This window comes from Symbioplanes lichenis (assembly GCF_030709675.1).
GTDB classification, from domain to species: domain Bacteria; phylum Actinomycetota; class Actinomycetes; order Mycobacteriales; family Micromonosporaceae; genus Actinoplanes; species Actinoplanes lichenis.
The window spans coordinates 153480-178918 of sequence record NZ_JAUZQD010000015.1 but is presented as its reverse complement, the minus strand read 5'-3'; the positions used below and the strand labels follow the sequence as shown (position 1 = coordinate 178918).

Here is a 25439-nt window from a genome sequence, read left to right as displayed (position 1 = left end):
GCGTCTTTCTTTCCTGTGACTGTCCGTACAGGACCGTTAACCGGAAATCCGGCGCGTGAGGAATCTTCTCGACCGGCCCGGCTCCCCGAAACAGCCATGAGTTCGGCTCGGGTGCGACCCTTCATCCGGATAAGACGGCTTTTGTCATACGTGGGGATGATCACGTCAGGGGGTTTCCCCGCACGTCGGCCACTCCGGACGGCGTACTCCGGGATTCCGAGTGTCGGCAACGCCCGGTACGGTTGGGCACGGTCACTCGCCCCGGCTCGGCCGGCCGAGGCACGGTGGCCTGGGTCATACCCAGCTCTGCAAGGTCGGCCGCGTCCGTGCTTCAGCTCGCACGGCCGACAGTCATGGAGGAGGCGGTTATGACGTCCGAGGGCCAGCACGCCGGCAGGCAGCCGGGGGCCACGTCGGGCGGCGGAGCCGAGCCGTTCGGCACCGACGCCTTCCCGCCCCCGGATTCCGAGGGCTCCCCCTCCTACCCGCACGCCCAGGGCTCACCCCCCAGCGCGTACGCACCGCCGCCGCAGGCCGCGCCCGACGGCGGCTCGCCGTTCGTGGTGCCCGCGGTGCCGCCGGCCGGGCAGCCCTCCACCGGCGGGTCCCCCTTCGGAGCGGCGGCCGCCCAGTTCCTCTCCTCGGGTTCCGCCCGGCCCGCCGACGCGGGTTCCGGCCGTGCCACCGATCTGGGCTCCGCCCGGGCCACCGATCTGAGCTCCGCCCGGCCCGCCGACACGCGACAGTCCGGCGAGCCCGCGCGCGCGACCCCGGCCGGGCCGCCGGTGCCCGACTCCGGCTGGACGCCCCCGATCCCGGCCGAGGGCTCGTTCCGCCAGGCCCAGGGCGACCAGCTCCCGCAGCGCAACCCCGGCTCGGCGGGCGGCAACCTGACCAACCCGGTCAGTGAGTTCAACGGCTTCACGCCCGTACGTTCCGCGCCCGCCACCGCCGCCCCCGAGCCCCAGCGCCTCGGGGCCAACCCCGACCTGCCGCGCCGCTCGCCGGGCGAGGCCCGCGGCCCGTTCGACCGTGGCACCGGCGCCGGCGCCGCCCCGCAGGGTGAGCGCCAGCCGGGTCTCTCCGCCTTCGGCGACCAGCGCGTGCGCGTGCCGGGCGCCACCCTGACCGACCTCCCGGACAGCCCGCCGCGAGCCCCTGAGGCCGGCGGCTTCCCGGTCCGCGGCGACGCACCCGAAGGGGCCAGCTTCCCGTTGCGTGGCAACTCAGCCGGCGACGGCGCCAGCTTCCCCGGCCTGCGCGGCAGCGAGAGCCCGTTCGGCGCCTCGCCGGAGAGCCCGTTCGGCGCCTCCCCCGACAACTCGCTCGGCGCCTCGTCTGACAACTCGTTCGGCGGCTCGTCCGAGCAGGGCGGGCCGTCCGACGGAGGCACTTCCTTCGGCGGGCGTCCGTCCACGTTGGAGGACGACGCCGGCCCGCGGCAGGGCTATCCGCAGCGGGTCCCGGGCGCGTCCTTCGACGACCCCGGCGCCGGTCGGCCCACCAGCGCTCCGGCCGGCGAGAGTGACGGCTACCCCCAGCGGGTGCCGGGTGCCTCCCTCGGCGGCAGCGCGGCCGTGGCGTCCGCCGTGCCCCAGCCGCGCGATCCCGAGCCGGCCGAGCCCGCCCAGGGTTCCGCCCGCCCGGCGACCGCCAGCGCCTCGGTGCCCGTCGCGAGCCGCGTCGCGCCTCCGGCCGAGCCCGAGGAGCAGAGCCAGAGCACACCCCCACAGGCCCGGGTGTACGGACGCCCCGCCGTCAGCGAGCCAGTCCAGGGCGCCGACGACAGCCCGTCCGCCGGCGGCTCGGCCGGCGCCTTCGAAGCGCCCGGAGCCGACGACCGCTCGCCGTTCGCCGCTCCCGATGACCGCTCGCCGTTCGCCGCTCCCGACGAGCGCTCGCCGTTCGACGGGCCCTCGTTCGGTTCCGGCGACGACCGCCCGCACTTCGGTGCCTCCGACGACCGCCCGCAGTTCGGTGCTTCCGCTGAACGCCCGCAGTTCGGGGCGGCCGACGAGCACGGCGGCTTCGAGCAGCCCGGCGCCCGCGACGGGTTCGAGCAGCCCGGCGCCCGCGACGGGTTCGAGCAGCCCGCCGCTCGGGACGGGTTCGAGCAGCCTTCCTCCCGCGACGGGTTCAGCGGAAGTGACCACGGCGGCACCTATGGCACGCCGTCCGGCACCGACCCCGCGCCGACGTCCTCGGGCGCCTATGGCACGCCCGCTCCCACCTCGTCGGGGGCTTACGGCACGCCCACTCCCACATCGGGGGCCTACGGCACGCCGGCTCCGGCCGCGGGCGCTTTCGGTGCAGCGGCTCCGGCCGCGGGCGCTTTCGGTGCAGCGGCTCCTGCTTCGGGCGCGGCGGCTCCTGCCTCGGGTGCCTTTGGTGCGACGGCTCCCACGTCTGGGGCGCAGGACGCTTCGGCGCCCACGTCGTCCGGTGGTTACGGCACGGCTCCGACCTCGGGCAGTGCTCAGGGCGCGGCCCGCGTGTCCGGCCGCGCGAGCGCCAGCGCGCGGGTCAGCGTGCCCGGCCAGGCCCAGCCGTCCGCCCCGGGCCAGCCCTTCGGCGGCGACCAGCCCGGCTCGCCGACGTCCGCGCAGCCCGCCGAGTCCGGTCCGCACGCTCCAGGCTCCCCGGTGACCTACGGCACGGCCCAGGCTGAGACCTACGGCCAGCCGCAGGGCGGAAGTTACGGCTCCGCCCAGGACGACCCCTTCGGTCGCTCGCCGGACCCGGAGCGCCGGTCGGAGGACGATCCTTTCGGCCGCCCGCAGGACGACCCCTTCGGTCGCCCGCAGGACGATCCGTTCGGCCAGTCCCAGAGCGACGGCACCGACCGTGACGCCTTCCACCGCGACGGCTCGGACCGTGACGCCTTCGACCGCAATGGCTCGGACCGTGACGGCTTCGACCGCAATGGCTCGGACCGCAACGGCTTCGGTCAGCGGGAGGACGGCAACGGGCAGTCGCACGGGCAGACCTACGGCCAGCCGGCCGGGCACGACTCCGGCCACGGCCAGGCTTCCGGGCAGTCCTTCCCCCCGAGCGCGCCGACCTCCGGGCAGACGTACCCGCAGAGCGCCCCGACCTCCGGACAGGCGTTCCCGCAGAGCGCGCCCACCTCGGGCCAGGCGTTCTCGGGCGGCGCGCCCGCGTCGGGCCAGGGTTACCAGGACGGCAACCCGTTCAGCGAGTTCACCTCGGACATCGCCGGCCGTGGCGGCCCCGGGCAGCCGAACCACCCCGGTCCCGTCCCGGGCAACCCGGCCAGCCGCACCATGCCGCCGGACTTCACCGAGCACACCACCGACGTCGCCGGCCGCGGCCAGGAGCAGCCCTACGTTCCGGCCCCGGCGCTGCACTCCCCGCCGCCCCGCGACGACTTCCCGGTGCAGGGTGACTCGACGCAGCTCTACGGCCAGCGTCCGGAGGGCGCCTTCCCGGGCTCGGACCCGCAGACGTACGGGCAGCGCTCCGACAACGAGCCGTTCGGGCAGCGCCCGGACAACGGTTTCGGGCCGGAGTCGGGGCACCGTCCGGACAGTGGCTTCGGGCCGGAGTCGGGGCACCGTCCGGACAGCGGTTTCGGGCCGGAGAACGGGCACCGTCCCGACAGCGGCTTCGTGCCGGATTCCGGGCAGCCGTTCGGGCAGCGGCCGGGCAGCACGTTCACGAGTCCGGCGAGCCGGGCCACCGTGACCCCGCCGCCGGAGGAGACGGCCAGCTGGCCGGGCACTTCTCAGGAGATCGACCAGGACCGGTTCAACTCGTTCCAGCCGGAGCCCCCCGCGGAGCCGGCCAAGCCCGAGTCGAACGTCCGGGTCTTCCCCGTGCTCCTCGCCGTCATCCTCACCGCCGGTCTCCTGGTCGGCGCGGCGATCGGCGTGACGTGGCTCATCGCGCGCAGCTCCAGCGACGGCGGCTTCTCGGCCAGCGTCGGCGAGTGCGTCAAGCGCGACGGCGACAAGGCCGTGACCGCCACGTGCGGCGACGCGGGCTCGTTCGAGGTGGTCGCCGTGGTCAACTCGAACAAGGAGTGCCCGGACGCCAACCAGCCCTTCGTCCTCAACCCGAGCGGCGACAAGACCCAGGTCCTCTGTCTGAAGCCCCGCACCTGACGCCCACCCCGCCGAGCCGCAGGCGCCGTCCCCGCGAAGGCGCCCGGCCGGTGGCAAAGCCCGGCCGGTGACGAAGCCCGGCCCGCCGCCCGGCCGGTGACGAAGCCCGGCCGGCCGCCCATCCAGCGACAGCGCACCGCCGGCTGGGATGCTTGGACCACGCAGTCGCCCCCCTCGGAATCGCGCCCGCCGAGCCGCAACCGCCCGGCGACGGCGCCCGGCCTCTCGTCGAGTCGCCTCCCGATCCAGCGATGATGCTCGGCTCGCAAGCCGCGAGCGTCGTCCCTGTGCCCGCACTCGAGCGCGCCGGGCTGACGAGAACCCGGCCGAAGAGGCGTCCGTCACCCTGGGCCCACCCAGCGCCCCCGCTGCGGCACGATTGGCGTCATGAACGCGCGCGTACGGGCGCCCGAGTTCCGGGCTCGGGGCTGGCTGAACACCGGCGGCAAGGATCTGCACCTCGCCGACATCCGGGGCAAGATCGCGATCCTGGACTTCTGGACCTTCTGCTGCATCAATTGCCTGCACGTGCTCGACGAGCTGCGGCCGCTCGAGGAGAAGTACGGTGACGTCCTCGTCGTGATCGGCGTGCACTCGCCGAAGTTCGAGCACGAGCGCGACCCCGTGGCCCTCGCCGCCGCCGTCGAGCGCTACGGCGTGCATCACCCGGTGCTCGACGACGCCGACATGACCATGTGGCAGCAGTACGCGGCGAAGGCGTGGCCGACCCTCAGCGTGATCGACCCCGAGGGCTACGTCGTGGCGTCGATGGCCGGCGAGGGGCATGCCGAGGGGCTGTCCCGGCTGCTGAACGAGTTGATCGCCACGCACCAGGCCAAGGGCACGCTGCACCGCGGCGACGGCCCGTACGTGGCGCCGCCGGCCGACGCGACCGTGCTGCGCTTCCCGGGCAAGGCGATCGAGCTGCCCAGCGGCAATTTGCTTGTCTCCGACTCGGCGCGGCACTCGCTGGTCGAGCTCGGGGCGGACGGCGAGACGCTGGTGCGCCGCATCGGCACGGGTGAGCGGGGCCGCACGGACGGGCCCGCCACTGCCGCGACCTTCTCCGAGCCGCAGGGGCTGTGCCTGCTGCCCGACGGACGCACGGTCGTGGTCGCCGACACCGTCAACCACCTGCTGCGCGGCGTCGACCTGGAGACGGGCGGGGTCACGACCCTGGCCGGTACGGGCCGGCCGTGGCGCTCACCCGACGACGACGGCGTTGCCCTGTCCTCCCCCTGGGACCTCGCGTGGTTCGAGGACAAGGTGATCGTCGCCATGGCGGGCATCCACCAGTTGTGGTGGTTCGACCCGGCGCGAGGCACGACGGGCGTGTACGCGGGCACGACCGTGGAGTCGCTGCGGGACGGCCCGATTCCGGACGTGTGGATGGCGCAGCCGTCGGGCCTGTCGGCGTACGGGAGCAAGCTCTGGATCGCCGACAGCGAGACCTCCGCGCTGCGCTGGATCGAGGACGGAGTGTTGCACACCGCGGTCGGCCAGGGGCTTTTCGATTTCGGGCACGTCGACGGGTCCGCGAAGCAGGCGCTGCTGCAGCACCCGCTCGGGGTGGCCGCGCTGGCGGACGGTTCCGTGCTGGTGGCGGACACCTACAACGGTGCCGTACGTCACTACGACCCGGCCACCGAGCAGGTATCCACCGTGGACAGCGGGCTCGCGGAGCCGAGCGATGTGCTGGTCACGCGCGCGGGCGACGTGTTCGTGGTGGAGTCCGCCGCGCACCGCCTGGTCAAGCTCGCGCCGGGCGCCGTACACAAGGTCGAGGGTGAGCGGCACCGCACCGAGCGACCGGCGTCGCCCCTGGCCCCGGGCGAGGTGACGTTGGACATCGTGTTCACGCCGCCGCCGGGGCAGAAGCTCGACACGACGTTCGGCCCGTCGACCAAGCTCGTGGTCTCGGCGGCGCCGCCCGAGCTGCTGCTGGAGGGCGAGGGCACGGGCACCGACCTGTCCCGGCGCCTGGTCCTCAACCCGGCCGTGCCCAAGGGCGTGCTGCAGGTCGTCGCGCAGGCCGCCACGTGCGACGCGGACGTCGAGCACGCCGCCTGTCACCTGACCCGGCAGGACTGGGGTGTCCCGGTCGTCATCGATCCGGCGGCTCCGACCCGGCTCCCGCTGATCCTGCGTGGTCTCGACGCGTGATCTCTACTTGCCAGTAACCTACGGTGCCGTAACCTGGAAACCGTGACGACGTCAGCCCCGTTCCGGATGAAGCCTGCCGATCTCGGCAAGCCGCGTTTGCGCGGCCGGTTGCACCAGTACGCGTTTTTCGTCGCGCTCGCCTGCGGGGCGGTGCTCTGCTCGATCGCCGCCTCGCGGCCGGGCTGGGCACCGTTCCTGAGCTGCTTGATCTACAGCCTGACGGTGCTGGGGCTCTTCGGCATCAGTGCGCTCTATCACCGCCGGGTGTGGTCCGAGCGCGGCTATCAGATCATGCGCCGGCTCGACCACTCGATGATCTTCGTCTTCATCGCGGGCACCTACACGCCGTTCGTCTGGCTGCTGCTCGACGGCACCAAGCGCACGGTCTTCATCAGCCTGATCTGGGCCGGCGCCCTCGGCGGCGTCGCCCTCAAGAGCATCTGGCCGCACCTGCCCCGCTGGGTGGGCGCGCCGCTCTATCTGGCCCTGGGCTGGGCCGCCGTCGCGATCCTCCCCGACATCCTGCACAGCGGCGGCGTGACAGCCCTCGTCCTGCTGATCGTCGGCGGCGTCATCTACAGCGTGGGCGCCGTCTTCTACGCCCTGCGCCGCCCAAACCCGTGGCCCACCGTCTTCGGCCACCACGAGTTCTTCCACGCCTGCACGCTGATCGCCGCCATCTGCCACCACGTCGCGATCTACTTCACCCTGTACGCCTGACCTCGCCCCGCATGACCTTGCGCACCTTTGACACCGGCGGCGACGGTCTGCCGGTGTTGTGGCATCACGGCACCCCCAACACGGGCGAGCCACCACGCCCGCTCCTGCACCCCGGCATCCGCTGGATCTCGTACGACCGCCCGGGCTACGGCGCGTCCACCCCCGCCCCCGGACGACGGGTCGGCGACGCGGCGCAGTGGGCGACAACGGTCGCCGACGAGCTGGGCATCGGCCGGTTCGCCGACGGGCTGGACTTCTTCCGGGGCATGGGGCCGGCGGGCACCTCCGCGTTACGAGCCGCTGCCGACGGCCGTACGGAAAAGGGTGATGAAGTGGATTTCATCCCCGCCGACCTGGCCATGTTCGACGGGCCGTGGGGCTGGTTCGGGGAGGTCGTCCGAGCGGCCGTGGCGAGCGGTCCCGAGCCGGAGCAGGCGGACGACCACGCCTACGTGTCACCGTGGGGCTGTGACCCGGCGTCGATCACCGCGCCCGTCCTGCTTCTGCACGGCGGCCGTGACCTGATCGCGCCGAGCTCGCACAGCGCCTGGCTGGCGGGCCGCATCCCGGGCGCCGAGCTGTGCGTCGTTCCGGACGCCGGCCACATCTCGGTGCTGCGCGACGCGGACGCGGCCATGGCCTGGTTACGAGCCCGCGCGTCGTGGGATCAAGCGACCGACCGCGCGTCATAGGCATCGCGCGCCTCGACCACGTCGGCGATGTTGTCCTCGGCCCAGTCCTTCAACGCCTCGCACAGCCCGAGCAGGCTGCGCCCCATCGTCGTGAGCGTGTAGTCGACGCGCGGCGGCACGACCGCGTACACCGTGCGGGTGACCAGACCGTCGCGCTCGAGGCCGCGCAGCGTCTGGGTGAGCATCTTCGGGCTCACGCCGGGGATCCGCTGGGCGAGCTCGGTGTAGCGCAGCGGCCCGTCCTTCAGCACCCCGACGATCAGCACGCTCCAGGCGTCGCCGATGCGGTCGAGCAGCTGCCGGCTGGGACAGTTCTTCGCATACACATCCGCTTCCACCAGGACACTATCCCTCAGGTGGGTACTGCACTTCAAGGTGCCCACTATCTGATGGGAAGTAGGTCACGACCAGCCTGGTTAACTGGGGCATGACCATTGTTGTTACCGGTGCCACCGGACATCTGGGCCGTCTTGCCGTCGAGTCGCTGCTGAGCCGGGGTGTTCCGGCGGGCGAGATCGTGGCCGTCGGCCGCGGCGTCGAGAAGATCAGGGATCTCGCGGATCGCGGCGTCGACGTGCGCCGGGCCTCCTACGACGAACCCGAGTCGCTGCGGGCCGCCTTCGCGGGCGCCGAGAAGCTGCTCTTCGTCTCCGCCAGCGACCCGGGGAAGCGCATCCCGCAGCACCAGAACGTGATCGACGCCGCGAAGGCCGCCGGCATCCGCAAGATCGTCTACACCAGCGCGCCCTTCGCCGACACGACGGACCTGCCGATCGCCGGCGACCACAAGGCGACCGAGGAGGCGCTGAAGGCCTCGGGCATTCCGGCGATCTTCGTCCGCAACAGCTGGTACGTCGAGAACTACAACTTCGCCGACATCCTCGAGCAGGGGCTCGTCGGCGCGTCGGGCGAGGGCAAGCTCAGCCTGGCCCCGCGGGTCGACTATGCCGAGGCCGCTGCCGCCGCGATCCTGACGGACGACCAGGATCAGCAGGTGTACGAACTCGGCGGCCCCGCCGTCACGAAGGCCGAGTTCGCCGCGGAGATCGCCCGGGTCACCGGTCGCGACGTGACCTACACCGACCTGACGCCGGAGAAGTACGAGGAGTTCCTGACCGGCGCCGGACAGCCGCCGTTCGTCGCCGCGCTCTTCGCCGGCGTCGAGCGCTCCACCACCGGGGGCGCCCTGGACACCGGCTCCGCCGACCTGGAGAAGCTGCTGGGCCGCCCGGCCACCCCGCTGAGCGAGGCGATCCGAGCGGCCCTGAGCTGATCTTCCGGCGGTCAGGCCCCGTACGGGGGAGGCGGCGGGGCCTGACGCCGGGTGGTCTCGCGGTATTCCTGGACGGACTCGCCCTCGCGGTAGACCGGCGCCTGCGCGGGCGGGACCTCGCGGGCGACCGACCGCTCCTCCACCACGGTGGCGGGGCGCCGGCGGCTGTTCCAGAAGTAGAGGGTCAGGGCCAGGCCGACCAGGCCGGCCAGCATCAGCACGTAGCCGACCACATTGATGTCGAGACCGCTGATGTTGGCATTGACGGCGAACGCGAGGATCGCCCCCAGTGCCAGAAGGAAGATGCTTCCGCCGATGCCCATCGTGGACCTCCCTGGCTCGTGGCTGCCGCACCGAGCCGCGGCAATACGTCGAACCGTGTGTCTACCCAGGCGGCGGAAAGCTCAATCAGGCAAGCTCGTCGGCATGACTGCGCGCACCCTTGTCCTGCTCCGCCACGCCAAGGCGGAGGACCCCGGCGACCTCGACGACTTCGAGCGGTCGCTGACCACGAGGGGGCGGGCGGACGCGGACGCGGCGGGCGCCTGGCTCGCCGACCAGCGGCTGCATCCGCGGCTGGTGCTGTGCTCGCCGGCCGTGCGGACCCGCCAGACCTGGCAGGGCGTCGCGATCTCGCTGGCCCAGTCGGCGCCGGACGCGCCGACGGCCGAGGTGCGTTATGTGCAGGATTTGTACGACGGAGGGCGCACCGAAGTCGTCGACCTGCTCCGAGCCGTGCCCGACACCGTGCCCACCGTGTTGATCGTCGGCCACAACCCGACCATGTCGGACGTGTCCACTTTGCTCCAGTCGGCTCAGCCGGTTGCCTTGTCCCTGCGCACGGCCGGGCTCGCCGTGCACCGGACCGACAGCTCCTGGTCATCCACCGAGCCGGGCTCCCTGCCGTACGTGCTCGGGCACACCGCCCGCGGCTGAGCGAGAAGGCCGGCTGTCCGCCGGCCTCCTCCATCCGTCAGAACGCCAGCGGTCCGCCGGCCCTCTCCATCCGCCAGAGCGCCGGCCGTCCGCCGGCCCTCTCCATCCGTCAGAACGCTTCTTCGGGCAGGTCCATGAGGTCGAGCGTGGTGGCCTCGATGATCCGGCGGTCGGAGCCGATGCGCGGCAGCACCTCGCGGGCGAAGAACCGGGCGGCCGCGATCTTGCCCTCGTAGAAGGCCTTGTCGGCGGCGCTCAGCTCGGTGCCGAGCTTGGCCAGGGCGACCTCCGCGCCGCGCAGCAGCAGCCAGGCCACCGTCACGTCGCCCAGCGCGAGCAGCACGCGCCGCGAGGTCAGGCCGACCTTGTAGAGCTCGCGGGCGTCACCACCCTGCACGGCCTGCAGCCAGCCCATCTCGATGCCGAGGATGGCCTGCATCTCGCCGAGCGCCTTGCCCAGCGCCAGCCGCTCGACCTTGAGCTGCCCGTTGCCGGCCTCGCTCTCCACGAAGCCCTGCATCTCGGTCGCGATGGTGGCCAGCGCGACGCCGCCGTCCTTGACGATCTTGCGGAAGATCAGGTCGAGGCTCTGGATGGCCGTCGTGCCCTCGTACAGCGTGTCGATCTTGGCGTCCCGCACGTACTGCTCGAGCGGGTAGTCCTGCAGGAAGCCGGAGCCGCCGTAGGTCTGCAGCGACTCGTGACCGAGCAGCTCGTAGGCCCGCTCCGAGCCCACGCCCTTGACCAGCGGGAGCAGGAAGTCGTTGACCTTGCTAGCCGCCTTCGCCGCCGCCTTGTCCCCGGCGGCCTCCGCGATGGCGACCTTGTCCTGCCACGTCGCGGTGTAGATCACCAACGACCGCAGACCTTCCGCGTACGCCTTCTGCAGCATCAGCGATCGGCGTACGTCCGGGTGGTGCGTGATCGTGACGCGCGGGGCCGCCTTGTCCGAATTCTGGAGCAGGTCGGCGCCCTGGACGCGGTTCTTGGCGTACTCGAGGGCGTTCTGGTAACCCGTCGACAGGGTCGCGATCGCCTTCGTGCCGACCATCATCCGGGCGTACTCAATGATCATGAACATCTGCCGGATGCCCTGGTGCACGTCGCCGAGCAGCCAGCCCTTCGCCGGGGTGCCGTGCTCGCCGAAGGTCATCTCGCACGTGTTGGAGACCTTGAGGCCCATCTTGTGCTCGATGTTCGTGGCGTAGACGCCGTTGCGCTCGCCCAGCTCGCCCGTCTCGGCGTCGAAGTGGAACTTGGGCACGATAAAGAGCGACAGGCCCTTGGTGCCCGGGCCGCCGGCGCCCTCGACACCCACGGGCCGCGCGAGCACATAGTGGATGATGTTATCGCTGAGGTCGTGCTCACCCGAGGTGATGAAGCGCTTGACGCCCTCGATGTGCCACGAGCCGTCCGGCTGCGGGATCGCCCGGGCGCGACCGGCGCCGACGTCGGAGCCCGCGTCCGGCTCGGTCAGCACCATCGTCGAGCCCCACTGCTTGTCGACGAAGAGCTGCGCCCACTTCTTCTGCTCCTCGGTGCCCTCGACCTCGACGACGTGCGCGAAGGAGGGGCCGGAGGAGTACATCCAGACGGGGGCGTTGGCCCCGAGCACCTGCTCGGCGATGGCCCACCACAGCGCCCGGGGAGCGAGCGTGCCGCCGAGGCTCTCCGGCAGGTCGAGGCGCCAGAACTCGGACGCCATGAAGGCGGCGTACGACTTCTTGAAGGCCTCGGGCAGCGGCGCGGTGTGCGTGGCCGGGTCGAAGACCGGCGGGTTGCGGTCCGCGTCGGTGTAGCTGGCCGCGAGGTCCTCGCGGGCGAGCCGGTTCACCTCGGCGAGGACGTCACGGGCGGTGTCCGCGTCGATCCCGTCGTACGGCGCCTGGCCGAACGCACGATCCGCCCCGAAGACCTCGAACAGGTTGAACTCGAGGTCTCGCAGGTTGCTCTTGTAGTGAGTCATGTGTTCTGGCCCCGCTCTCCGGACGTGAGTTACCCGTCAGTAACACCACTGTATTACCGATCGGTAGGCCCGGACAAGACTTTGCCTGTGCGACGGATCGGGGGGCAAACGTCTCCGATCGGATGGGAAAAGGGACCACCTTTCGGCCATTTGCAAGCCGCCGCGCCGCTTGCACGTATCGACGTGCGCGGACCGTCGTTGCTCCCGGTGTACGCACAGGACGTACGCAGACCAGGGGAGGTCTTGCATGTTCGCCACGATCAAGAGCCTGATTCCGGAGCCTCGTCAGGCGGACCAGCCGCGGCACTACGTGGGGCGGCACCGGCAACCGGAGACCGTCACCGCACGGGCCTCGGTGCCCCTTCTGCCGGCCCAGCCCTCACCTGCCGCTCCGGTCTCGCCGGCCGCACCGGTCGCTCCCGCCTCGCTGGCCACTTCCTCTGTCGGGGAAACAACCCAGGAGACGTTGCCCAAGGCGGGCTGACCTCAGCTACCGGCTGCGCCGACTTCCCAGCTCGGCATCGGCGCGGCCGGTCCCCCTCCGGGGCCGGCGTACTCGAGCAGCACCAGGGCGATGTCGTCGTCGAGCTGATCGTGCACCCAGTCGCGCAGGGCGGTCTCCAGCGAGGCGAGGCCGTCGGCCACAGTGCCGTGGCCGAGCAGCCGCCAGGCCCGGTCGGCGGTGGGGAAGAACTCACCCTCCCGCCGGGCCTCACCCAGCCCGTCGGTGAAGAGCAGCAGCCGGTCGCCCGGCTCCAGCCGCTCCACCCGCGGGCGGGCCACCGGCATGAACCCGAGCGGCGGCGCGGGGGCCGGCGGCTCCAACGCGATCACCTGACCCCGGCGCAGCAGCAACGGCGCCGGGTGTCCACAGTTGACGATCGTCAGCGTGCCGCCGCGCTCCTCGACCAGGGCCGCGGTCACGAAGTCCTCGTCACCGACGCTGCGGGCCACCGCCCGGTCCAGGTCGGTGACGATCGCCCGCAGGTCCGCCCGCTCGTACGCGACATGGCGGTAGGACCCCAGGACGATGCTCGCCAGCCGGACGGCGTCGAGCCCCTTGCCGCGGACGTCGCCGATGATGATGCGGATTCCGTACGGCGTGTCGAGCGCCTCGTAGAGGTCGCCCCCGATGTCGGCGGCCGCCGTCGCGGAGATGTAGTGGCCCGCGACCGCGAGCGAGCCGATCTGCGGGCCCAGCGGGCGCAGCACCGCCTGCTGCGCCACCGCGGCGAGGCGCTGGAGCTCGGCGATGCGGTCGGCCTGCCGCTGCCGGATGTTGGCCACGGCGGCCGCGATGCCGGTGGCCAGCATGATGCCGAGCACATTGATCATGCCGACCGAGCCGAAGCTCCCGTCCGCCGTCGCGAACACCAGGCCGACCACTGTCGCGAGCCCACCGACGATCATCACCGGTTGCCAGTAGGCGAACACGGCGGCCAGGAACGGCACCGCGGCGAACAGCCCGACGAAATTCGCCTGCACCCCGTCCGCCAGCTCGACGCCGGCCACGACGACGAGCAGCACGAGGGCCGCGCCGAGACCGGCGCGGGATCCTGGACTGAGCGGGCGACGGCCCGACGGCAACTTAGGCATGGGTACGCCGAACAGCATGCCTGATCCGGAACCCCCTCGGCATCAGGTTGACCCCTCGGCCGATCGGGTTCTGCCCGGTCGGCGTCGTCGGCCGGCACGCCGGTGGCAGCATGACGGCGTGGCAACCGATCTGCGTGCCCTGCTGAGGGCCACCTTCCGCTGGACCGAGCCCGAGCCGGGCACCGGCCTCCTCGTCAGCGACCGATCCGGATGGTGGCGTGAACCACAGGTGCTGAGCGGACTCGGCGCGGGCCTCGCCGGCCTCTTCCCGGACACCCGGCCGACCGTCGTCGTCTCCCCGGAGGTCACGGGCTTTCTCGTGGGCCCACTGGTCGCCCAGGCCCTGGGCACGGGCTTCGTCGAGGCCTACCGAGCCGGCGCCCGCCGCCCCATCGCCGAACCGATGACGTGGACAACCGTCCCGGCCGACCACCGCGGCGACCCTCAATCTCTGGGCGTGCGCACCCATTTGATCGGTACGGGTGACCGCGTGCTGCTGGTCGACGACTGGGCGTACAGCGGGGCGCAGTGTCGCGCTCTGTCCACTCTCATGCGTGACCTGGGCGCCGAGGTCGCCGGGATCGCGGTGATCGTCAACGAGTGCCCGCCGGCCGTGACCGCCGAGCTGGGCATCCGCGGCCTGCTCACCGGCGCCGACCTGGACTGACTCAGGCGGGGCGCTGCCAGCCGGCGAGGGCGCCGCGGCTGGGCTGCCAGCCGACCGCCTGGTACTCGGCGAGGCCACGCTGGACGTACGGGTCCTGGGCGATCAGCTCCCGGGCCTCGGCCTCGGTGTCGACGCCGAGGATCACCACGCCCCCGTTCGGCGGGTCCTGACGACCGGCCGTGACGACGAGGCCACGGCCCTCGAGCTCCTCCAGAAAAGCGAGATGAGCGTCACGCGCCGCGTCGACCTCCGCCAGCGGGGCCAGGTACGTGGAGATCATGAGGTACACGGCGATCGTCCTCTCAGGCCGTCGGCCAGGTGCGGAAGTTCAGGGCGCTGCGGCTCGGCGTCGGACCGCGCTGGCCCTGGTAGCGGGAACCGTAGACCGCGGACCCGTACGGGTGCTCAGCCGGGCTGGACAGCCGGAAGATGCACAGCTGGCCGATCTTCATGCCCGGCCACAGCTTGATCGGCAGATTGGCCACGTTGGACAGCTCAAGCGTCACGTGCCCGGAGAAGCCGGGGTCGATGAACCCGGCGGTCGAGTGCGTGAGCAGCCCGAGCCGCCCGAGGCTGCTCTTACCCTCCAGTCGCGCGGCGAACTGGTCGCCCACCGTGATGACCTCCAGCGTCGAGGCCAGCACGAACTCCCCCGGGTGCAGCACGAACGGCTCACCGTCGGCGGTCTCGACCAGCGCCGTCAGGTCGTCCTGCCGCTCAGCCGGGTCGATGTGCGTGTAGAGGTGGTTGTTGAACACCCGGAAGTAGCGGTCGAGCCGCACGTCGATGCTGGACGGCTGCAGCAGCTCGGGCTCGAAGGGCTCGAGAGCGAGGTTGCCGGCCTTGATCTCGGAGACCAGGTCACGGTCGGAGAGCAGCATCGGCCCACCATACCGGCCACGCCCGCCCGCCCCGGCCGCCACCCGCCGCAGCAGACAGAGAGTCCCAAGTCTGCCACCCCGGCCGAGCAGAGCCGCCCGCAACCACAAAGAACCTCCCACCCGACAAGTGGTCCAATCGAACAAATGTTCGATAGAATCTCCCCATGGCTTCCTGGTCCGACTTCACCGCAGCCGAGCCCCAGCTCGCCTCGGCCATCCGCGCACTGCTCCTGCAGTACGGCCCCGGCATGGGCTACCTCGCCACGGTCCGCGCGGACGGCGGCCCCCGTGTGCACCCGGTCTCCCCCGTGGTCACCGACGAGGGCCTCTACTGCTTCGTGGTGGATTCGGCCAAACGCCGCGACCTCGAGCGCGACGGCCGCTACGCCCTCCACTCCTACCCACCCGAGGAGGCCGACGACGAGGCCTACGTCACCGGCCACGCCCACCCCGTCACCGACCGATCCGTCATCACCCGTCTGGCGGACGCCCTCCACGCCTCCCCCGCCGTCGACTGGCGCCTCTTCGAGCTCACGATCGAGACCGCCATGCTCCGCCGCCACGGCCCCGCCGGCGCCCTCCCCCTCGCCCTGAGCCTCCGCTACCCCGTTAGCCGCGACACCGCCGACAGCCCCACCACCGCCGACACCACCCCGCGCCGCCCCCAGCACCCCCGCCCGCCGCCCCGAGGAGCGGCGCGACCCCGCCCAACCCCACCCCACCAGGACCATCACCCTCGAACTAGTAGCCACGGCCCCAAGAACGTAGGCGCCGGCCGGGCACCGCGAACTGCGACCGCGTCGCGCTGCCAGGTCGGGAGGGGACTGGGCCGCGCCACGCCCAGCCGGCGCCTACTCGAGGCGGTCCCCCACTGTCCCCGCCAATCAGGTACAGTGGGGCCCGCCTGCGGGTGTAGTTCAATGGCAGAACATCAGCTTCCCAAGCTGACAGTGCGGGTTCGATTCCCGTCACCCGCTCGTCGGAGGAGGCCTGTGTCCGCGGAAAGCGCGGACCGGGCCTCCTCGCCATTTTGCCGGGGGCCGAGCCCCCCGCGCCCCCACGGTGCGGGTGGTCACGGTCGTTGGTGGTCGCCCGCCGGGGGACGAGCCCCCGAGCCCCACAGTGCGGTAGTGCTCTGAGCGCGTCAGCGGCCGCGTGCCATCAACGTGCCATTGGACCGGTGCGGGCGTGGGGGCTCAGCGGACGGCTGGTTCGCCCACTACGGCGTGGAGGACGTCGTCGAGGGTGATTACGCCTAGTGGCCGTCGGCCGTCGGTGACCAGGACTATGTGGCGGCGGTCGCGGCGCATGGTGAGGAGGAGGTCGGCGACGTTGCGGTCGGGTGGGACCACGGCCAGGGGCCGGATGACTTCGGGCGGGATGGGGAGGCGGCGCTGCGCTCCCTGGTAGCCGAGGACGTCCTTGACGTGTACGAAGCCGAGCACCCGTCGCGACTCGCGCTGGACCACGGGGAAACGGGAGCGTCCGCTGCGGGTGGCCACGGCCTCGATCGTCGCGGGCGAGGCGTCGTCGGCCACCGTGGTGACCTGGGTCCACGGCTTGAGGAGGTCGGCGGCCTGCCGGTCGTTGAGGCCCAGGGCGGCGTGGATCCGCTCGTACTGTTCGGTGCCGAGCAGCCCCTCGGCCCGGGCCTGCGTGACCATGCCGGCCAGCTCGTCCGCCGTGAACACGGTCTGCACGGCGTCTGTGGCCTCGACCTTCCACAGCGAGAGGACGGTGCGGGCGGCCCAGCGCATCGCGGTGAGGAGCGGGCGGGTGGCCGTACAGAAGGCCAGCATGAACGGGCCGAGCACGAGCGCCGAGCGTTCCGGGCCGGCCAGGGTGATGTTCTTCGGGACCATCTCGCCGACGACCGTGTGCAGGAAGACCACCACGACCAGCGCCAGGACGAACGCGACCGGGTGCACCGCGCTCTCCGGCAGCCCCGCGGCCGTGAACGGGCCCTCGAGCAGGTGGGCCAGCGCCGGCTCGGCGATCGCGCCCAGCCCCAGCGAGCAGATCGTGATGCCCAGCTGCGCGCCGGCGATCATCAGCGGGATCTGGTTCATGGCGGACAGGGCCCAGCGGGCGGGCCGGGACGTCTCGGCCAGCGGCTCCAGGGCGGTGCGCCGCGAGGCGATCAGCGCGAACTCCCCGCCCACGAACAGCGCGTTGCCCGCCAGCAGCAGCACTGTGACCAGCAGCTCAGTCATCGGCGGGCTCCGCCTTTGATCGCGGCGGGAAGGCGAGAGCGGAGGCCGAGTCGGGCGGGGCGACGACTCTGACCTGTTCGATGCGGTGCCGGTCGACCTCACGCACGGTGAACTCCCAGCCCTCGTCCTCGATCGACTCCCCGGCGACCGGGATGTGGCCGAGCTTGGCGAGCAAGAAGCCGGCGAGCGTCTCGTACGGGCCCTCGGGCAGCCGGAAACCGGTCTGCTCGGCCAGCTCGTCCTCGCGCAGCAGCCCGTCGACCAGGAACGTCCGGCCCCCGTCCGGCGCCGTCAGGTCCGCGCCGGCCGCGTCCGGGAAGTCGGAGTCGTACTCGTCGGCGATCTCCCCGACCAGCTCCTCGATCAGATCCTCGACGGTGACCACGCCGTCCGTCCCGCCGTACTCGTCGACCACGATCGCGAGGTCCGCATCGGCCGCCCGCAACGCGCTCAGCACCTTGTCGAGGCCGAGGCTCTCCGGCACGTACACCGGCTCGCGCGCCACCGCCGACACCCGGGTGGTCGCGCGGCGATCCATCGGTACGCCCAGAGCGTCCGGCACGCCTGCGACGCCGACGACCAGGTCGAGCGTGGATTCGTACACGGGGAAGCGGGTGTGTCCCGTCTCGCGCGCGACCCGCAGCAGGTCCGCGACGCTGGCCGTGGTCTTGAGGCCGACCACGTCGACGCGCGGCGTCATCGCCTTGGCCGCGCGTTTCTCGCCGAAGCGGATCGTGCGGCGCAGCAGCGTCGCGGTCTCGGCCGGCAGCGCACCGGCCCGGGCGCTGATCGCGGCGAGCAGGCCCAGCTCCTCGGGCGACCGCGCGCTGGCCAGCTCCTCCTGCGGCTCGATGCCGAGCCGCCGGACCAGCCAGTTCGCCGAGCCGTTGAGCGCGCTGATCAGCCACTTGAACAGCCGGGAGAAGGTCCGCAGCGGCGCCGCCGTGGTCAGCGCGACGCGCATCGGCCGGGCCAGGGCCGCATTCTTGGGTACGAGCTCCCCGAACAGCATCGACAGCAGCGTCGCCAGCACCAGGGCCAGCACGTGCGTGACCGTCTCGGTGTGCCCGCCGGCCAGTGGCTCGATCGCCGGGGTGAAGAGCCGGGACAGCGCCGGCTCGGCCAGATAGCCGGTCAGCACCGTCGTCAGCGTGATGCCGAGCTGCGTGCCGGACAGCTGGAACGACAGCTCGTGCAGGGCGTGCCGCACGGTCGCCGCCCGCCGGTCGCCCGCGTCGGCCCGGGCGCCGATCTTGACCCGGTCCACCGTGACCAGCCCGAACTCGGCGGCCACGAAGAAGGCGTTGCCCGCCGTGAGCAGCGCGAAGGCCGCCAGCGGCAGCACCGCGGTCAGGAGCAGGCCGTCCATGATCGGTTCACCTCGGCCCCTATTGTGCCGGAACCGGACGGGTTTTCGCGTTACTGCTTTTTATGCGTTCGCTTACTTCCGTGCGGCCGCTTCTCGCGTGCGGCCGTGCGTCCGCTTCTCATGCGTCGGCGAAGGCGGCGCGGCGGCGGGTCTCGACTTCGGCCGCCAGCTGCGGCGCGCGCTCCCGAGCCTCCGGGAAACCGCACGTGGCGAGCCAGTTGGCCAGCATCGTGTGCCCGCCCTCGGTGAGCACCGACTCGGGGTGGAACTGCACGCCCTCGATCGGCAGCGTGCGGTGGCGCATGGCCATGACCACCCCCGATTCCGTACGCCCGGTGACCTCGATCTCCGCCGGCAACGTCTCCGGCACCACGGCCAGCGAGTGGTAGCGGGTGGCCGTGAACGGGTCGGGCAGCCCGGCGAGCACTCCGTCGCCGTGGTGCAGCACCGAGGAGGTCTTGCCGTGCAACAGCTCGGGCGCGCGCGTGACCGTGGCCCCGAACGCGGCGCCGATCGCCTGGTGGCCGAGGCAGACGCCGAACATCGGGACCTGGCCCGCGTACTCCCGGATGACGTCGAGCATGATCCCGGCGCGCTCGGGCGTGCCCGGGCCGGGGGACAGCAGGATGCCGGCCGCCCCGAACCCGGCGACGTCGGCCACCGAGATCTCGTCGTTGCGCCGCACCTCGCACTCGGCGCCGAGCTGACCGAGATATTGCACGATGTTGAAGACGAACGAGTCGTAGTTGTCGATCACCAGGATGGGTGCGCTGGTCATCGCGGGCTCTCTTCCTCTGTCATCGGGGGCTCTCCGACGGGTGGGGGTTGTTGGAGTCGACCGGGTAGGGGATCTCGTCCGGCCCCTCGTCGCCGGGGATGACCGCGTTGGGGTCCTGCTGCTCGGTCTGCTCGGTGCCGACCTGCACGTCGTCGAAGGGCAGCAGTGGCGTCGCCCACGGGAAGACGACGTACCAGAGCAGGGACATGACCGCGACGGCGAGCACGATCGAGCCCGTCAGCTTGCCCCAGAGCCCGAAGGGCAGCTTGCGCCAGATCCAGGCGTACACAGATCGTTCCTCAGGCCTTCGTGAGTTCCGCGGGCTTGCCGGCGTCGGGCAGCTTGGCGTCGCGCTTGAGCGTCTGTACGAGCGTCGCGTGCACGATGAGCCGCTGATAGTTGTTGAACTTCGGGTTGCAGGTGGTCAGCGTCAGCATCGCCTTGGTCGGCTTCTTGCCGGGCTGGTCGGGGACGGGCGCGACGACCTGCACCGCTGTCGGCTTCACGACCTCGCTCGAGCTGACCTTGTAGACGTACCAGTTGGTGCGGGTCTCGACCCCGATCACGTCGCCGTCGTGCAGCTCGTCCAGCCGCCAGAAGATCTTGCGGATCCGGTGGCCGGCGACGGAGAAGTTGCCCACCTGCCCGGGCAGCGCCGTGTCCGGGTAGTGCCCGGGCGCGTAGCGGATGTCCTGCGGCCGCACGCCGTTGACGACGACCCACTTCATGTCCAGCTTCGGGATGTAAAGGCGCCCGATCTTGCCCTCCCCGGGCGCCGCGGGCGCGGCCTTGGCCGGCCCGCTCGGCGCGACGGTCGGATCGTTCCACTCCTCGTCGAGCTGCTGCGCCAGGGTGTCCTGCTCGTTCTCGACCTTCGCCGAGTTGCCGAACACCTCGTACCCGGCGAACAGCAGCACCACCAGCCCGAACGTGATCATCAACTCGCCGGACACCCGCACGCCGGCGCGGATCCGCGAGCCGAGGGTCGGCCGGGTCAGCTCGGAATAGACGCTCTTGTAGCCGGCGTCGGTCTGCTCGGGCCGCAGCTTGACGACCTTCTCGCCGCGCTTGGGCTTGTCGTCCTCGACCGGCTCGTCCCCGCCCCGCGGCAGCCCGATCGCCGCCGCGGCGACGGACGCCGTCCCCTTGTCCTTGCCGTCTTTTCCGTCGGGCAGGGGGGTGCGCACGGCTGCGTTCGTCTCCTGAGGGCGGTTGGCCTGGTCTTTCTTCGGTACGGCGGGCAGCAGTCCCGTGGGCGCGTCCGCCGTCCGGATGATCGCCGTCTCGGCGGGCCCGGCCGGGGCGGCGGGGCGCTCCTCGGGGCGCTTCCAGCCGCCGGTGTCGAGGCCCGGCGCAGCTGCGCGTGGGTCACTTGTGCGCGAGTCGGCTGTGCGCGGGTCGGCTCCGCGCAAGTCCGCGGGGTGCGGGTCGGCTCCGCGCAAGTCCGCAGGGTGCGGGTCGGCTGTGCGCGGGTCCGGGCGGTCGATGCGGATGTCCTGCCGGTCCCAGGCCCCGGTGTCCCTGGCCGTGGCCCACGCTGCGACGTCGCCGGGACGGCTCTGGTCGTTGCCGCCTACCGGGGAAGTGGTGCCCTGGTCCTGGAACTCCTGCGGCTCGGCGGCCCGACGCCGGCCACGCCGATAGTTGTCGGCCGGCAACTCGTCGAAGGCACCTGTCCCGTCAGCCGCTGGCGCGCGGTCGCCCTGGCGGCTCACCGTGGCGTTGCCGCCGCCCGGGGCCGGAAGCGGTTCGCTCGGCCATGCGGGTGACCCGGCGTCGGCCGCAGTCGTGCCGTTCCCTGAGGTCACGTTGTTCATGGGCGTCGTGCCGTTCACCGGTGCGGGGCTGCTCGGCCGGGCCGGGTCGGGCGTGCCCTGGCCGCCGGGGAAGAAGCTGAAGTCACCGCCGGCGGGCGAGCTCGGCCGCACCCCTCCGGACCGGGCGCGGGCGGCCGCGGCGGCCTTGGCCACCACGGGGTCCGCACCGGCCAGTTCGGTCGGAGCCGGAGCCGGAGCCGGTGTCCCGCTCGATGCGGAGTTCCCTGCCCAGCCCTGCGCCTGCGCCTGCGCCGACGCCGATTCTGCCGGGCGGCTTTGTGCCGGGCGCCCCTGCGACGAGTCTGGCGGACGGACCTGCGCCGGGTCTGCCGGACGGATCTGCGCCGGGTCTCCCGGGCGGGTCGGCAGCGGCTCGAAGGCCGGCGTCCCCGAGGCGCTGCCCGGCGGCGGCACCGGTCGGCCCGGCGTCGGCGTGTCGGTGGCCCGGCCCGGCGCGTTCGCTGCGGAGGGCCAGGATGTGCCGCCGAGACCCACCGGAGGGTCGAGTGGCCCGCCGGGGACGCCGTCCGGGGAGGCGTCGCTGATCCGGGGGATGAAAGCGGTCTGCGCGTCGCCGTCCGGCGCTCGGTGCCGGCCGGATCCGGCTCTTCCCCCGTTGCCCGTCTCCGGCACCATCACTCGGTGACCTCGGCGGATCGGAGGTCGCTCGACCCGTCGTACGCCCGCACAGTCACGTTCCTCTCGACGGTCTCCGTGTAGCCGAGGCCGAAACTGGCCACGGCGTCCCGAAATTGTTGAACACCTTCAGAGGACTCCAACGCTCGGCGCATGTCTGTGGGTTCGCCGATCGCCGTGATCTTGAAAGGAGGCGAGAACACCTGGCCGTGCAACAGCAGCGTGTTGCCGACACAGCGTACCGCGCTCGTGGAGATCACACGGACATCCATGATTGACATTGCCTCGGCCCCACCAGCCCAGAGAGCGTTCACGACCGCCTGAACATCACCCTGGTGGACGACGAGATCGTCGTTCTGGACGTCGTCTCCGGACATGTCCGCGGGCCGCCGGGAGGAGTCGTTGAGGGTCACGGTGAGACCGGGGCCGCCGAGATCGGTGAAGCCGGCCTGCTGCCGCAGCGCGTCGGCTCGCTCGCGGGCCTTCTTCACCGGAACGTCCGTGTCGGCGAGCTTGGCGGAGTCGCGGTCGACCTCCGCGAGCAGATCGGAGGCGCGCTCGTCCTGCTGCTCGACCCGCTCGCGCTTGTCGGCGATCAGCTGGGCCAGCTGGGGGCGCCGGTCATCGCGCAGAGCCGTGCCGTCGGCGGTCGTGGCGGAGGTCGTGAAGAGCAGTCCGGCAGCGAGGGCGATCAATGGCACGCCCAGCCCCCAGCCGCCCTGCCGCTGCCCCAGACGCCGTGGCCGCAACGCGCTCAAGGCGCGGCGCATGACAAGTCGCCACGAGGGCGTCCCCGTGGTGTACTCCACGTCGGCCTTCCTCCCCGAGGATGTCCGTGACCCTGCAGTGACCGAAAAGCCACCGGCGGGTGCCTGTGCGCGTGCCGTCTTGACTACGCTAGCTATCGAACAGTATTCGCCACGGGCAGCTTTCGGAGTCCCCGGAGCCGCTCAGAGGTGGGTTGTTCACCACTTGTTGCCCTCAGGAGAGCACCGTGCCGAAGTCACAGGTTCGCAAGAAGAAGGTCTACACGCCGCCGACGGACATCCGTCCCGCGGTCACGGCCGCGTCGAAGAAGCCGAGTCCGGTCTGGCTGCCGATCACGGCCGTCTTCCTGATCGTCTTCGGCATCGCGTGGCTGGTCGTGTACTACCTCTCCGAGCAGCGCTGGCCGGTGGAGTCGTGGCAGTACTGGAACCTGCTCGTCGGCTTCGGTTCCATGGTCGCCTCGCTGGCGATCCTCTCGCGCTGGCGCTGAGTCCGCTCTGATCCGACCGCGCACCTCCGGGGCACGTTCCCGAAGGTGCGCTTTCGGCTTTTGTCGCGCGCGTGGCCGCGTACACCCGGGTCATGCTGGGGGTTCTTGCGCGCGGAATCTGATTACTGATGGGTAACATAGGTCGGGACCCCCGACCGAGGAGGCACAACGCAGATGGGCGTCGCTCAGATCGTCGCCACCGTCCTGGCCGGCGCGATCACGATCGTGGCCGTCGTCCTCGCGGTGCGCGCCGTCATCTCGATGACGGCAGTGATCCGGCAGGGTCAGCCGGACCCGGCCCGCTTCACCGACAAGGGCACCCGCACCAAGACCATGCTGGTCGAGACCCTGGGTCACACCCGCATGCTCAAATGGAGCGCGATCGGCGCGGCGCACTGGTTCGTGATGGTCTCCTTCATGATCCTGTTCCTGCTCGTGCTCGAGGCCTACTTCGAGATCGTCGACCCGGCGCACGGCCTGCCGATCATCGGCCACTGGGTCGTCTACGGCTTCGTCACCGAGTGGATCGGCGTCCTGGGCCTGCTCGGCATCCTCTACCTGATCTATGTGCGCCAGCGATCGCGCCGGGCCAAGCTGTCGCGCTTCGCGGGCTCGACGATGTGGCAGGGCTACTTCGTCGAAGCGATCATCGTCGGCGTCCTGATCTGCGGCTTCCTCATCCGCGGGTTCAAGGTCGCCAACGACACCTTCGAGTACGCGACCTGGGCGACCCCGGTCAGCCACGGCGTCGGTGCGCTCCTGCCCGCCGCGGCCGACGGCCCGACCTGGGTGGCCCTGGTCAAGATCTTCATCTCCATGGGCTGGCTGATCACCATCGCGCTCAACGTGACGATGGGCGTGGCCTGGCACCGCTTCCTGGCCTTCTTCAACATCTTCTTCAAGCGCGCCCCGGAGAAGCCGGCGGGCTCGGGCCTCGGTGCGCTGCGCCCGATGATGAGCCAGGGCAAGCCCCTCGACTTCGAGGAGGCCGACCCGGAGAAGGACCAGTTCGGCGTCGCCCAGGTCGAGCAGTTCACCTGGAAGGGCCTGCTCGACTTCTCGACCTGCACCGAATGTGGCCGCTGCCAGTCACAGTGCCCCGCCTGGAACACCGCCAAGCCGCTGTCACCGAAGCTGCTCGTACTGTCGCTGCGCGATCATGCGTACGCGAAGGCGCCTTATCTTCTGGCCGGAGGCGGCAAGGACCTCACCGGTGAGGAGAAGGCCACCGAGGCGCAGCTGGCCCACATGGACGTGCTCGCCCTGGCCGAGGGCAACCGCCCGCTGATCGGCACCGAGGAGGAGCAGGGCGTCATCGACCCCGACGTGCTCTGGTCGTGCACCACCTGCGGCGCGTGCGTCGAGCAGTGCCCGGTCGACATCGAGCACGTGGACCACATCGTCGACATGCGGCGCTACCAGGTGCTGATCGAGTCGTCGTTCCCGGCCGAGGCCGGCGTCATGCTGCGCAACCTCGAGAACAAGGGCAACCCCTGGGGCGCCCCGCAGAACACCCGCGAGGACTGGACCAAGGGCCTCGACTTCGAGATCAAGCGCGTGGGCGAGGCCGACTTCGACTACCTCTTCTGGGTCGGCTGCGCCGGCGCCTTCGAGGACCGCGCCAAGAAGACCACCCGGGCCGTCGCCACCCTCCTCCACGAGGCCGGCGTCGACTTCGCCATCCTCGGCGAGGGCGAGACCTGCTCGGGCGACCCGGCCCGCCGCATCGGCAACGAGTTCGTCTTCCAGATGCTCGCCCAGCAAAACGTCGAGACCCTGCAGGAAGCCAACGTCAAGCGCATCGTCGCCACCTGCCCCCACTGCTTCAACACCCTCGGCAACGAGTACGAGCAGCTGGGCCTGAAGGTCGAGGTCGTCCACCACACCCAGCTGCTCCAGCACCTGGTCCAGACCGGCAAGCTCACCCCGGTCCAGCCCATCGAGGGCGACGTCACCTATCACGACCCCTGCTACCTGGGCCGCCACAACCGGGTCTTCGAGGCGCCCCGCGAGGTCCTCGGCTCGGCCGCCAACCTCGTCGAGATGCCCCGCAACTCCGAACGCTCCTTCTGCTGCGGCGCCGGCGGTGCCCGCATGTGGATGGAGGAAAAGATCGGCAAGCGCATCAACGTCGAACGCACCGAAGAGGCCCTCGCCACCGGCGCCAAGACCATCGCCGTCGGCTGCCCCTTCTGCTACACCATGATCGGCGACGGCGTCACCGGCAAGGGCGAACAAGACAACGTCGAAGTCGTCGACGTCGCCAGCGTCCTCCTCCGCAGCATCAAGCCGGAAAAAACCCCGGCCTGACCCGGAACTCCACCGAACGCCCGACGGCCCACCCGTCGGG

General features: G+C 71.5%; 22 protein-coding genes, 1 tRNA gene and 1 pseudogene. 12 read left to right on the top strand and 12 right to left on the bottom strand.

Annotation, left to right across the window (positions count from 1 at the left end):
• Positions 1-368 precede the first annotated feature (368 nt).
• The 4 genes from RAN62_RS32040 (at position 369) to RAN62_RS32025 (ending at position 7699) form a co-directional block, all read left to right on the top strand.
• Positions 369-4124: an LppU/SCO3897 family protein gene (locus tag RAN62_RS32040; protein WP_305788563.1), complete on the top strand. Its 3756-nt coding sequence runs from the start codon at positions 369-371 to the stop codon at positions 4122-4124.
• A gap of 387 nt (positions 4125-4511) precedes the next feature.
• Positions 4512-6287: an NHL domain-containing thioredoxin family protein gene (locus RAN62_RS32035; RefSeq protein ID WP_305788562.1), complete on the top strand. Its 1776-nt coding sequence runs from the start codon at positions 4512-4514 to the stop codon at positions 6285-6287.
• Positions 6288-6329: 42 nt separating this feature from the next.
• A complete protein-coding gene (gene trhA / locus RAN62_RS32030) occupies positions 6330-7007 on the top strand; it encodes a PAQR family membrane homeostasis protein TrhA (protein ID WP_305788561.1) in 678 nt (225 codons plus the stop codon).
• Positions 7008-7018: 11 nt separating this feature from the next.
• Entirely contained in the window at positions 7019-7699 is a 681-nt protein-coding gene (locus RAN62_RS32025; RefSeq protein ID WP_305788560.1) for an alpha/beta fold hydrolase, read from the top strand.
• Here the strand turns inward: RAN62_RS32025 and RAN62_RS32020 are convergent.
• Positions 7675-8037, bottom strand: coding sequence for a winged helix-turn-helix transcriptional regulator (locus RAN62_RS32020; protein WP_305788559.1), 363 nt, complete (start codon positions 8035-8037; stop codon positions 7675-7677). The two genes, RAN62_RS32025 and RAN62_RS32020, sit on opposite strands and share 25 nt — an antisense overlap.
• A gap of 89 nt (positions 8038-8126) precedes the next feature.
• On the opposite strand from RAN62_RS32020, the gene RAN62_RS32015 reads away from it, so the two are divergent.
• Positions 8127-8972 carry an SDR family oxidoreductase gene (locus tag RAN62_RS32015; protein ID WP_305788558.1) on the top strand — a complete coding sequence of 282 codons (846 nt, stop codon included), beginning with the start codon at positions 8127-8129 and terminating at the stop codon, positions 8970-8972.
• 11 nt (positions 8973-8983) lie between these two features.
• On the opposite strand, the gene RAN62_RS32010 is transcribed toward RAN62_RS32015, so the two are convergent.
• Positions 8984-9295, bottom strand: a complete 312-nt coding sequence (locus tag RAN62_RS32010) for a DUF6458 family protein (RefSeq protein ID WP_305788557.1) — start codon at positions 9293-9295, stop codon at positions 8984-8986.
• A 103-nt stretch (positions 9296-9398) separates the two neighbouring features.
• On the opposite strand from RAN62_RS32010, the gene RAN62_RS32005 reads away from it, so the two are divergent.
• Positions 9399-9908 (top strand): SixA phosphatase family protein, encoded by a 510-nt coding sequence (locus RAN62_RS32005; RefSeq protein ID WP_305788556.1) that lies wholly within the window; start codon positions 9399-9401, stop codon positions 9906-9908.
• A gap of 109 nt (positions 9909-10017) precedes the next feature.
• Here RAN62_RS32005 and RAN62_RS32000 read toward each other — a convergent pair whose 3' ends face one another.
• Positions 10018-11874, bottom strand: coding sequence for an acyl-CoA dehydrogenase (locus tag RAN62_RS32000; RefSeq protein WP_305788555.1), 1857 nt, complete (start codon positions 11872-11874; stop codon positions 10018-10020).
• A gap of 247 nt (positions 11875-12121) precedes the next feature.
• Between RAN62_RS32000 and RAN62_RS31995 the strand changes: the two genes are divergently transcribed.
• On the top strand, positions 12122-12358 hold the full coding sequence (locus tag RAN62_RS31995) for a hypothetical protein (RefSeq protein WP_305788554.1): 237 nt from the start codon (positions 12122-12124) through the stop codon (positions 12356-12358).
• A 2-nt stretch (positions 12359-12360) separates the two neighbouring features.
• Here the strand turns inward: RAN62_RS31995 and RAN62_RS31990 are convergent, their stop codons facing one another.
• A complete protein-coding gene (locus RAN62_RS31990; RefSeq protein ID WP_305788553.1) occupies positions 12361-13488 on the bottom strand; it encodes a PP2C family protein-serine/threonine phosphatase in 1128 nt (375 codons plus the stop codon).
• Positions 13489-13588: 100 nt separating this feature from the next.
• On the opposite strand from RAN62_RS31990, the gene RAN62_RS31985 reads away from it, so the two are divergent.
• Positions 13589-14137: a phosphoribosyltransferase family protein gene (locus RAN62_RS31985; RefSeq protein ID WP_305788552.1), complete on the top strand. Its 549-nt coding sequence runs from the start codon at positions 13589-13591 to the stop codon at positions 14135-14137.
• Between the two features lies 1 nt (position 14138).
• Here the strand turns inward: RAN62_RS31985 and RAN62_RS31980 are convergent, their stop codons facing one another.
• Entirely contained in the window at positions 14139-14417 is a 279-nt protein-coding gene (locus tag RAN62_RS31980; protein WP_305788551.1) for a YciI family protein, read from the bottom strand.
• A gap of 22 nt (positions 14418-14439) precedes the next feature.
• Positions 14440-15018, bottom strand: coding sequence for a dCTP deaminase (gene dcd, locus RAN62_RS31975; RefSeq protein WP_305788550.1), 579 nt, complete (start codon positions 15016-15018; stop codon positions 14440-14442).
• Positions 15019-15182: 164 nt separating this feature from the next.
• On the opposite strand from dcd, the pseudogene RAN62_RS41275 reads away from it, so the two are divergent.
• Both RAN62_RS41275 and RAN62_RS31970 read left to right on the top strand, forming a co-directional pair.
• A pseudogene (locus RAN62_RS41275) lies at positions 15183-15497 on the top strand (pyridoxamine 5'-phosphate oxidase family protein); the annotation flags it as partial.
• A gap of 427 nt (positions 15498-15924) precedes the next feature.
• Positions 15925-15995, top strand: a tRNA-Gly gene (locus tag RAN62_RS31970).
• 219 nt (positions 15996-16214) lie between these two features.
• Here RAN62_RS31970 and RAN62_RS31965 read toward each other — a convergent pair.
• The 6 genes from RAN62_RS31965 to RAN62_RS31940 all read right to left on the bottom strand — a co-directional run bounded on the left by RAN62_RS31965 (position 16215) and on the right by RAN62_RS31940 (position 22640).
• A complete protein-coding gene (locus tag RAN62_RS31965; protein WP_305788549.1) occupies positions 16215-17231 on the bottom strand; it encodes a hemolysin family protein in 1017 nt (338 codons plus the stop codon).
• Complete coding sequence (locus tag RAN62_RS31960; protein WP_305788548.1) at positions 17224-18600, bottom strand: hemolysin family protein; 1377 nt, start codon at positions 18598-18600, stop codon at positions 17224-17226. Before RAN62_RS31960 ends, RAN62_RS31965 begins: the two co-directional genes overlap by 8 nt.
• A 118-nt stretch (positions 18601-18718) precedes the next feature.
• Positions 18719-19378, bottom strand: coding sequence for an aminodeoxychorismate/anthranilate synthase component II (locus tag RAN62_RS31955; RefSeq protein WP_305788547.1), 660 nt, complete (start codon positions 19376-19378; stop codon positions 18719-18721).
• Between the two features lie 19 nt (positions 19379-19397).
• The gene (locus RAN62_RS31950; protein WP_305788546.1) at positions 19398-19667 is read right to left on the bottom strand and encodes a hypothetical protein; all 270 of its coding nucleotides are present in this window, start codon (positions 19665-19667) and stop codon (positions 19398-19400) included.
• Positions 19668-19677: 10 nt separating this feature from the next.
• Positions 19678-21348 (bottom strand): class E sortase, encoded by a 1671-nt coding sequence (locus RAN62_RS31945; protein ID WP_305788545.1) that lies wholly within the window; start codon positions 21346-21348, stop codon positions 19678-19680.
• Positions 21349-21830: 482 nt separating this feature from the next.
• Positions 21831-22640, bottom strand: a complete 810-nt coding sequence (locus tag RAN62_RS31940; protein ID WP_305788544.1) for a DUF881 domain-containing protein — start codon at positions 22638-22640, stop codon at positions 21831-21833.
• Between the two features lie 185 nt (positions 22641-22825).
• Between RAN62_RS31940 and RAN62_RS31935 the strand changes: the two genes are divergently transcribed.
• Both RAN62_RS31935 and RAN62_RS31930 read left to right on the top strand, forming a co-directional pair.
• On the top strand, positions 22826-23089 hold the full coding sequence (locus RAN62_RS31935; RefSeq protein ID WP_305788543.1) for a cell division protein CrgA: 264 nt from the start codon (positions 22826-22828) through the stop codon (positions 23087-23089).
• Between the two features lie 174 nt (positions 23090-23263).
• Entirely contained in the window at positions 23264-25399 is a 2136-nt protein-coding gene (locus tag RAN62_RS31930) for a (Fe-S)-binding protein (protein ID WP_305788542.1), read from the top strand.
• Positions 25400-25439 lie beyond the last annotated feature (40 nt).

Bases quoted from the DNA above. Each gene is read 5' to 3' on its own strand.
- RAN62_RS32040 (WP_305788563.1), top strand. From the start codon at position 369: ATGACGTCCGAGGGCCAGCACGCCGGCAGGCAGCCGGGGGCCACGTCG.
- RAN62_RS31930 (WP_305788542.1), top strand. From the start codon at position 23,264: ATGGGCGTCGCTCAGATCGTCGCCACCGTCCTGGCCGGCGCGATCACG.
- RAN62_RS31990 (WP_305788553.1), bottom strand. From the start codon at position 13,488: ATGCTGTTCGGCGTACCCATGCCTAAGTTGCCGTCGGGCCGTCGCCCG.
- RAN62_RS31995 (WP_305788554.1), top strand. From the start codon at position 12,122: ATGTTCGCCACGATCAAGAGCCTGATTCCGGAGCCTCGTCAGGCGGAC.
- RAN62_RS31980 (WP_305788551.1), bottom strand. From the start codon at position 14,417: ATGATCTCCACGTACCTGGCCCCGCTGGCGGAGGTCGACGCGGCGCGT.
- RAN62_RS31965 (WP_305788549.1), bottom strand. From the start codon at position 17,231: ATGACTGAGCTGCTGGTCACAGTGCTGCTGCTGGCGGGCAACGCGCTG.
- RAN62_RS32015 (WP_305788558.1), top strand. From the start codon at position 8,127: ATGACCATTGTTGTTACCGGTGCCACCGGACATCTGGGCCGTCTTGCC.
- RAN62_RS32025 (WP_305788560.1), top strand. From the start codon at position 7,019: ATGACCTTGCGCACCTTTGACACCGGCGGCGACGGTCTGCCGGTGTTG.
- RAN62_RS32000 (WP_305788555.1), bottom strand. From the start codon at position 11,874: ATGACTCACTACAAGAGCAACCTGCGAGACCTCGAGTTCAACCTGTTC.
- dcd (WP_305788550.1), bottom strand. From the start codon at position 15,018: ATGCTGCTCTCCGACCGTGACCTGGTCTCCGAGATCAAGGCCGGCAAC.
- RAN62_RS32005 (WP_305788556.1), top strand. From the start codon at position 9,399: ATGACTGCGCGCACCCTTGTCCTGCTCCGCCACGCCAAGGCGGAGGAC.
- RAN62_RS31955 (WP_305788547.1), bottom strand. From the start codon at position 19,378: ATGACCAGCGCACCCATCCTGGTGATCGACAACTACGACTCGTTCGTC.
- RAN62_RS32010 (WP_305788557.1), bottom strand. From the start codon at position 9,295: ATGGGCATCGGCGGAAGCATCTTCCTTCTGGCACTGGGGGCGATCCTC.
- RAN62_RS31960 (WP_305788548.1), bottom strand. From the start codon at position 18,600: ATGGACGGCCTGCTCCTGACCGCGGTGCTGCCGCTGGCGGCCTTCGCG.
- RAN62_RS32035 (WP_305788562.1), top strand. From the start codon at position 4,512: ATGAACGCGCGCGTACGGGCGCCCGAGTTCCGGGCTCGGGGCTGGCTG.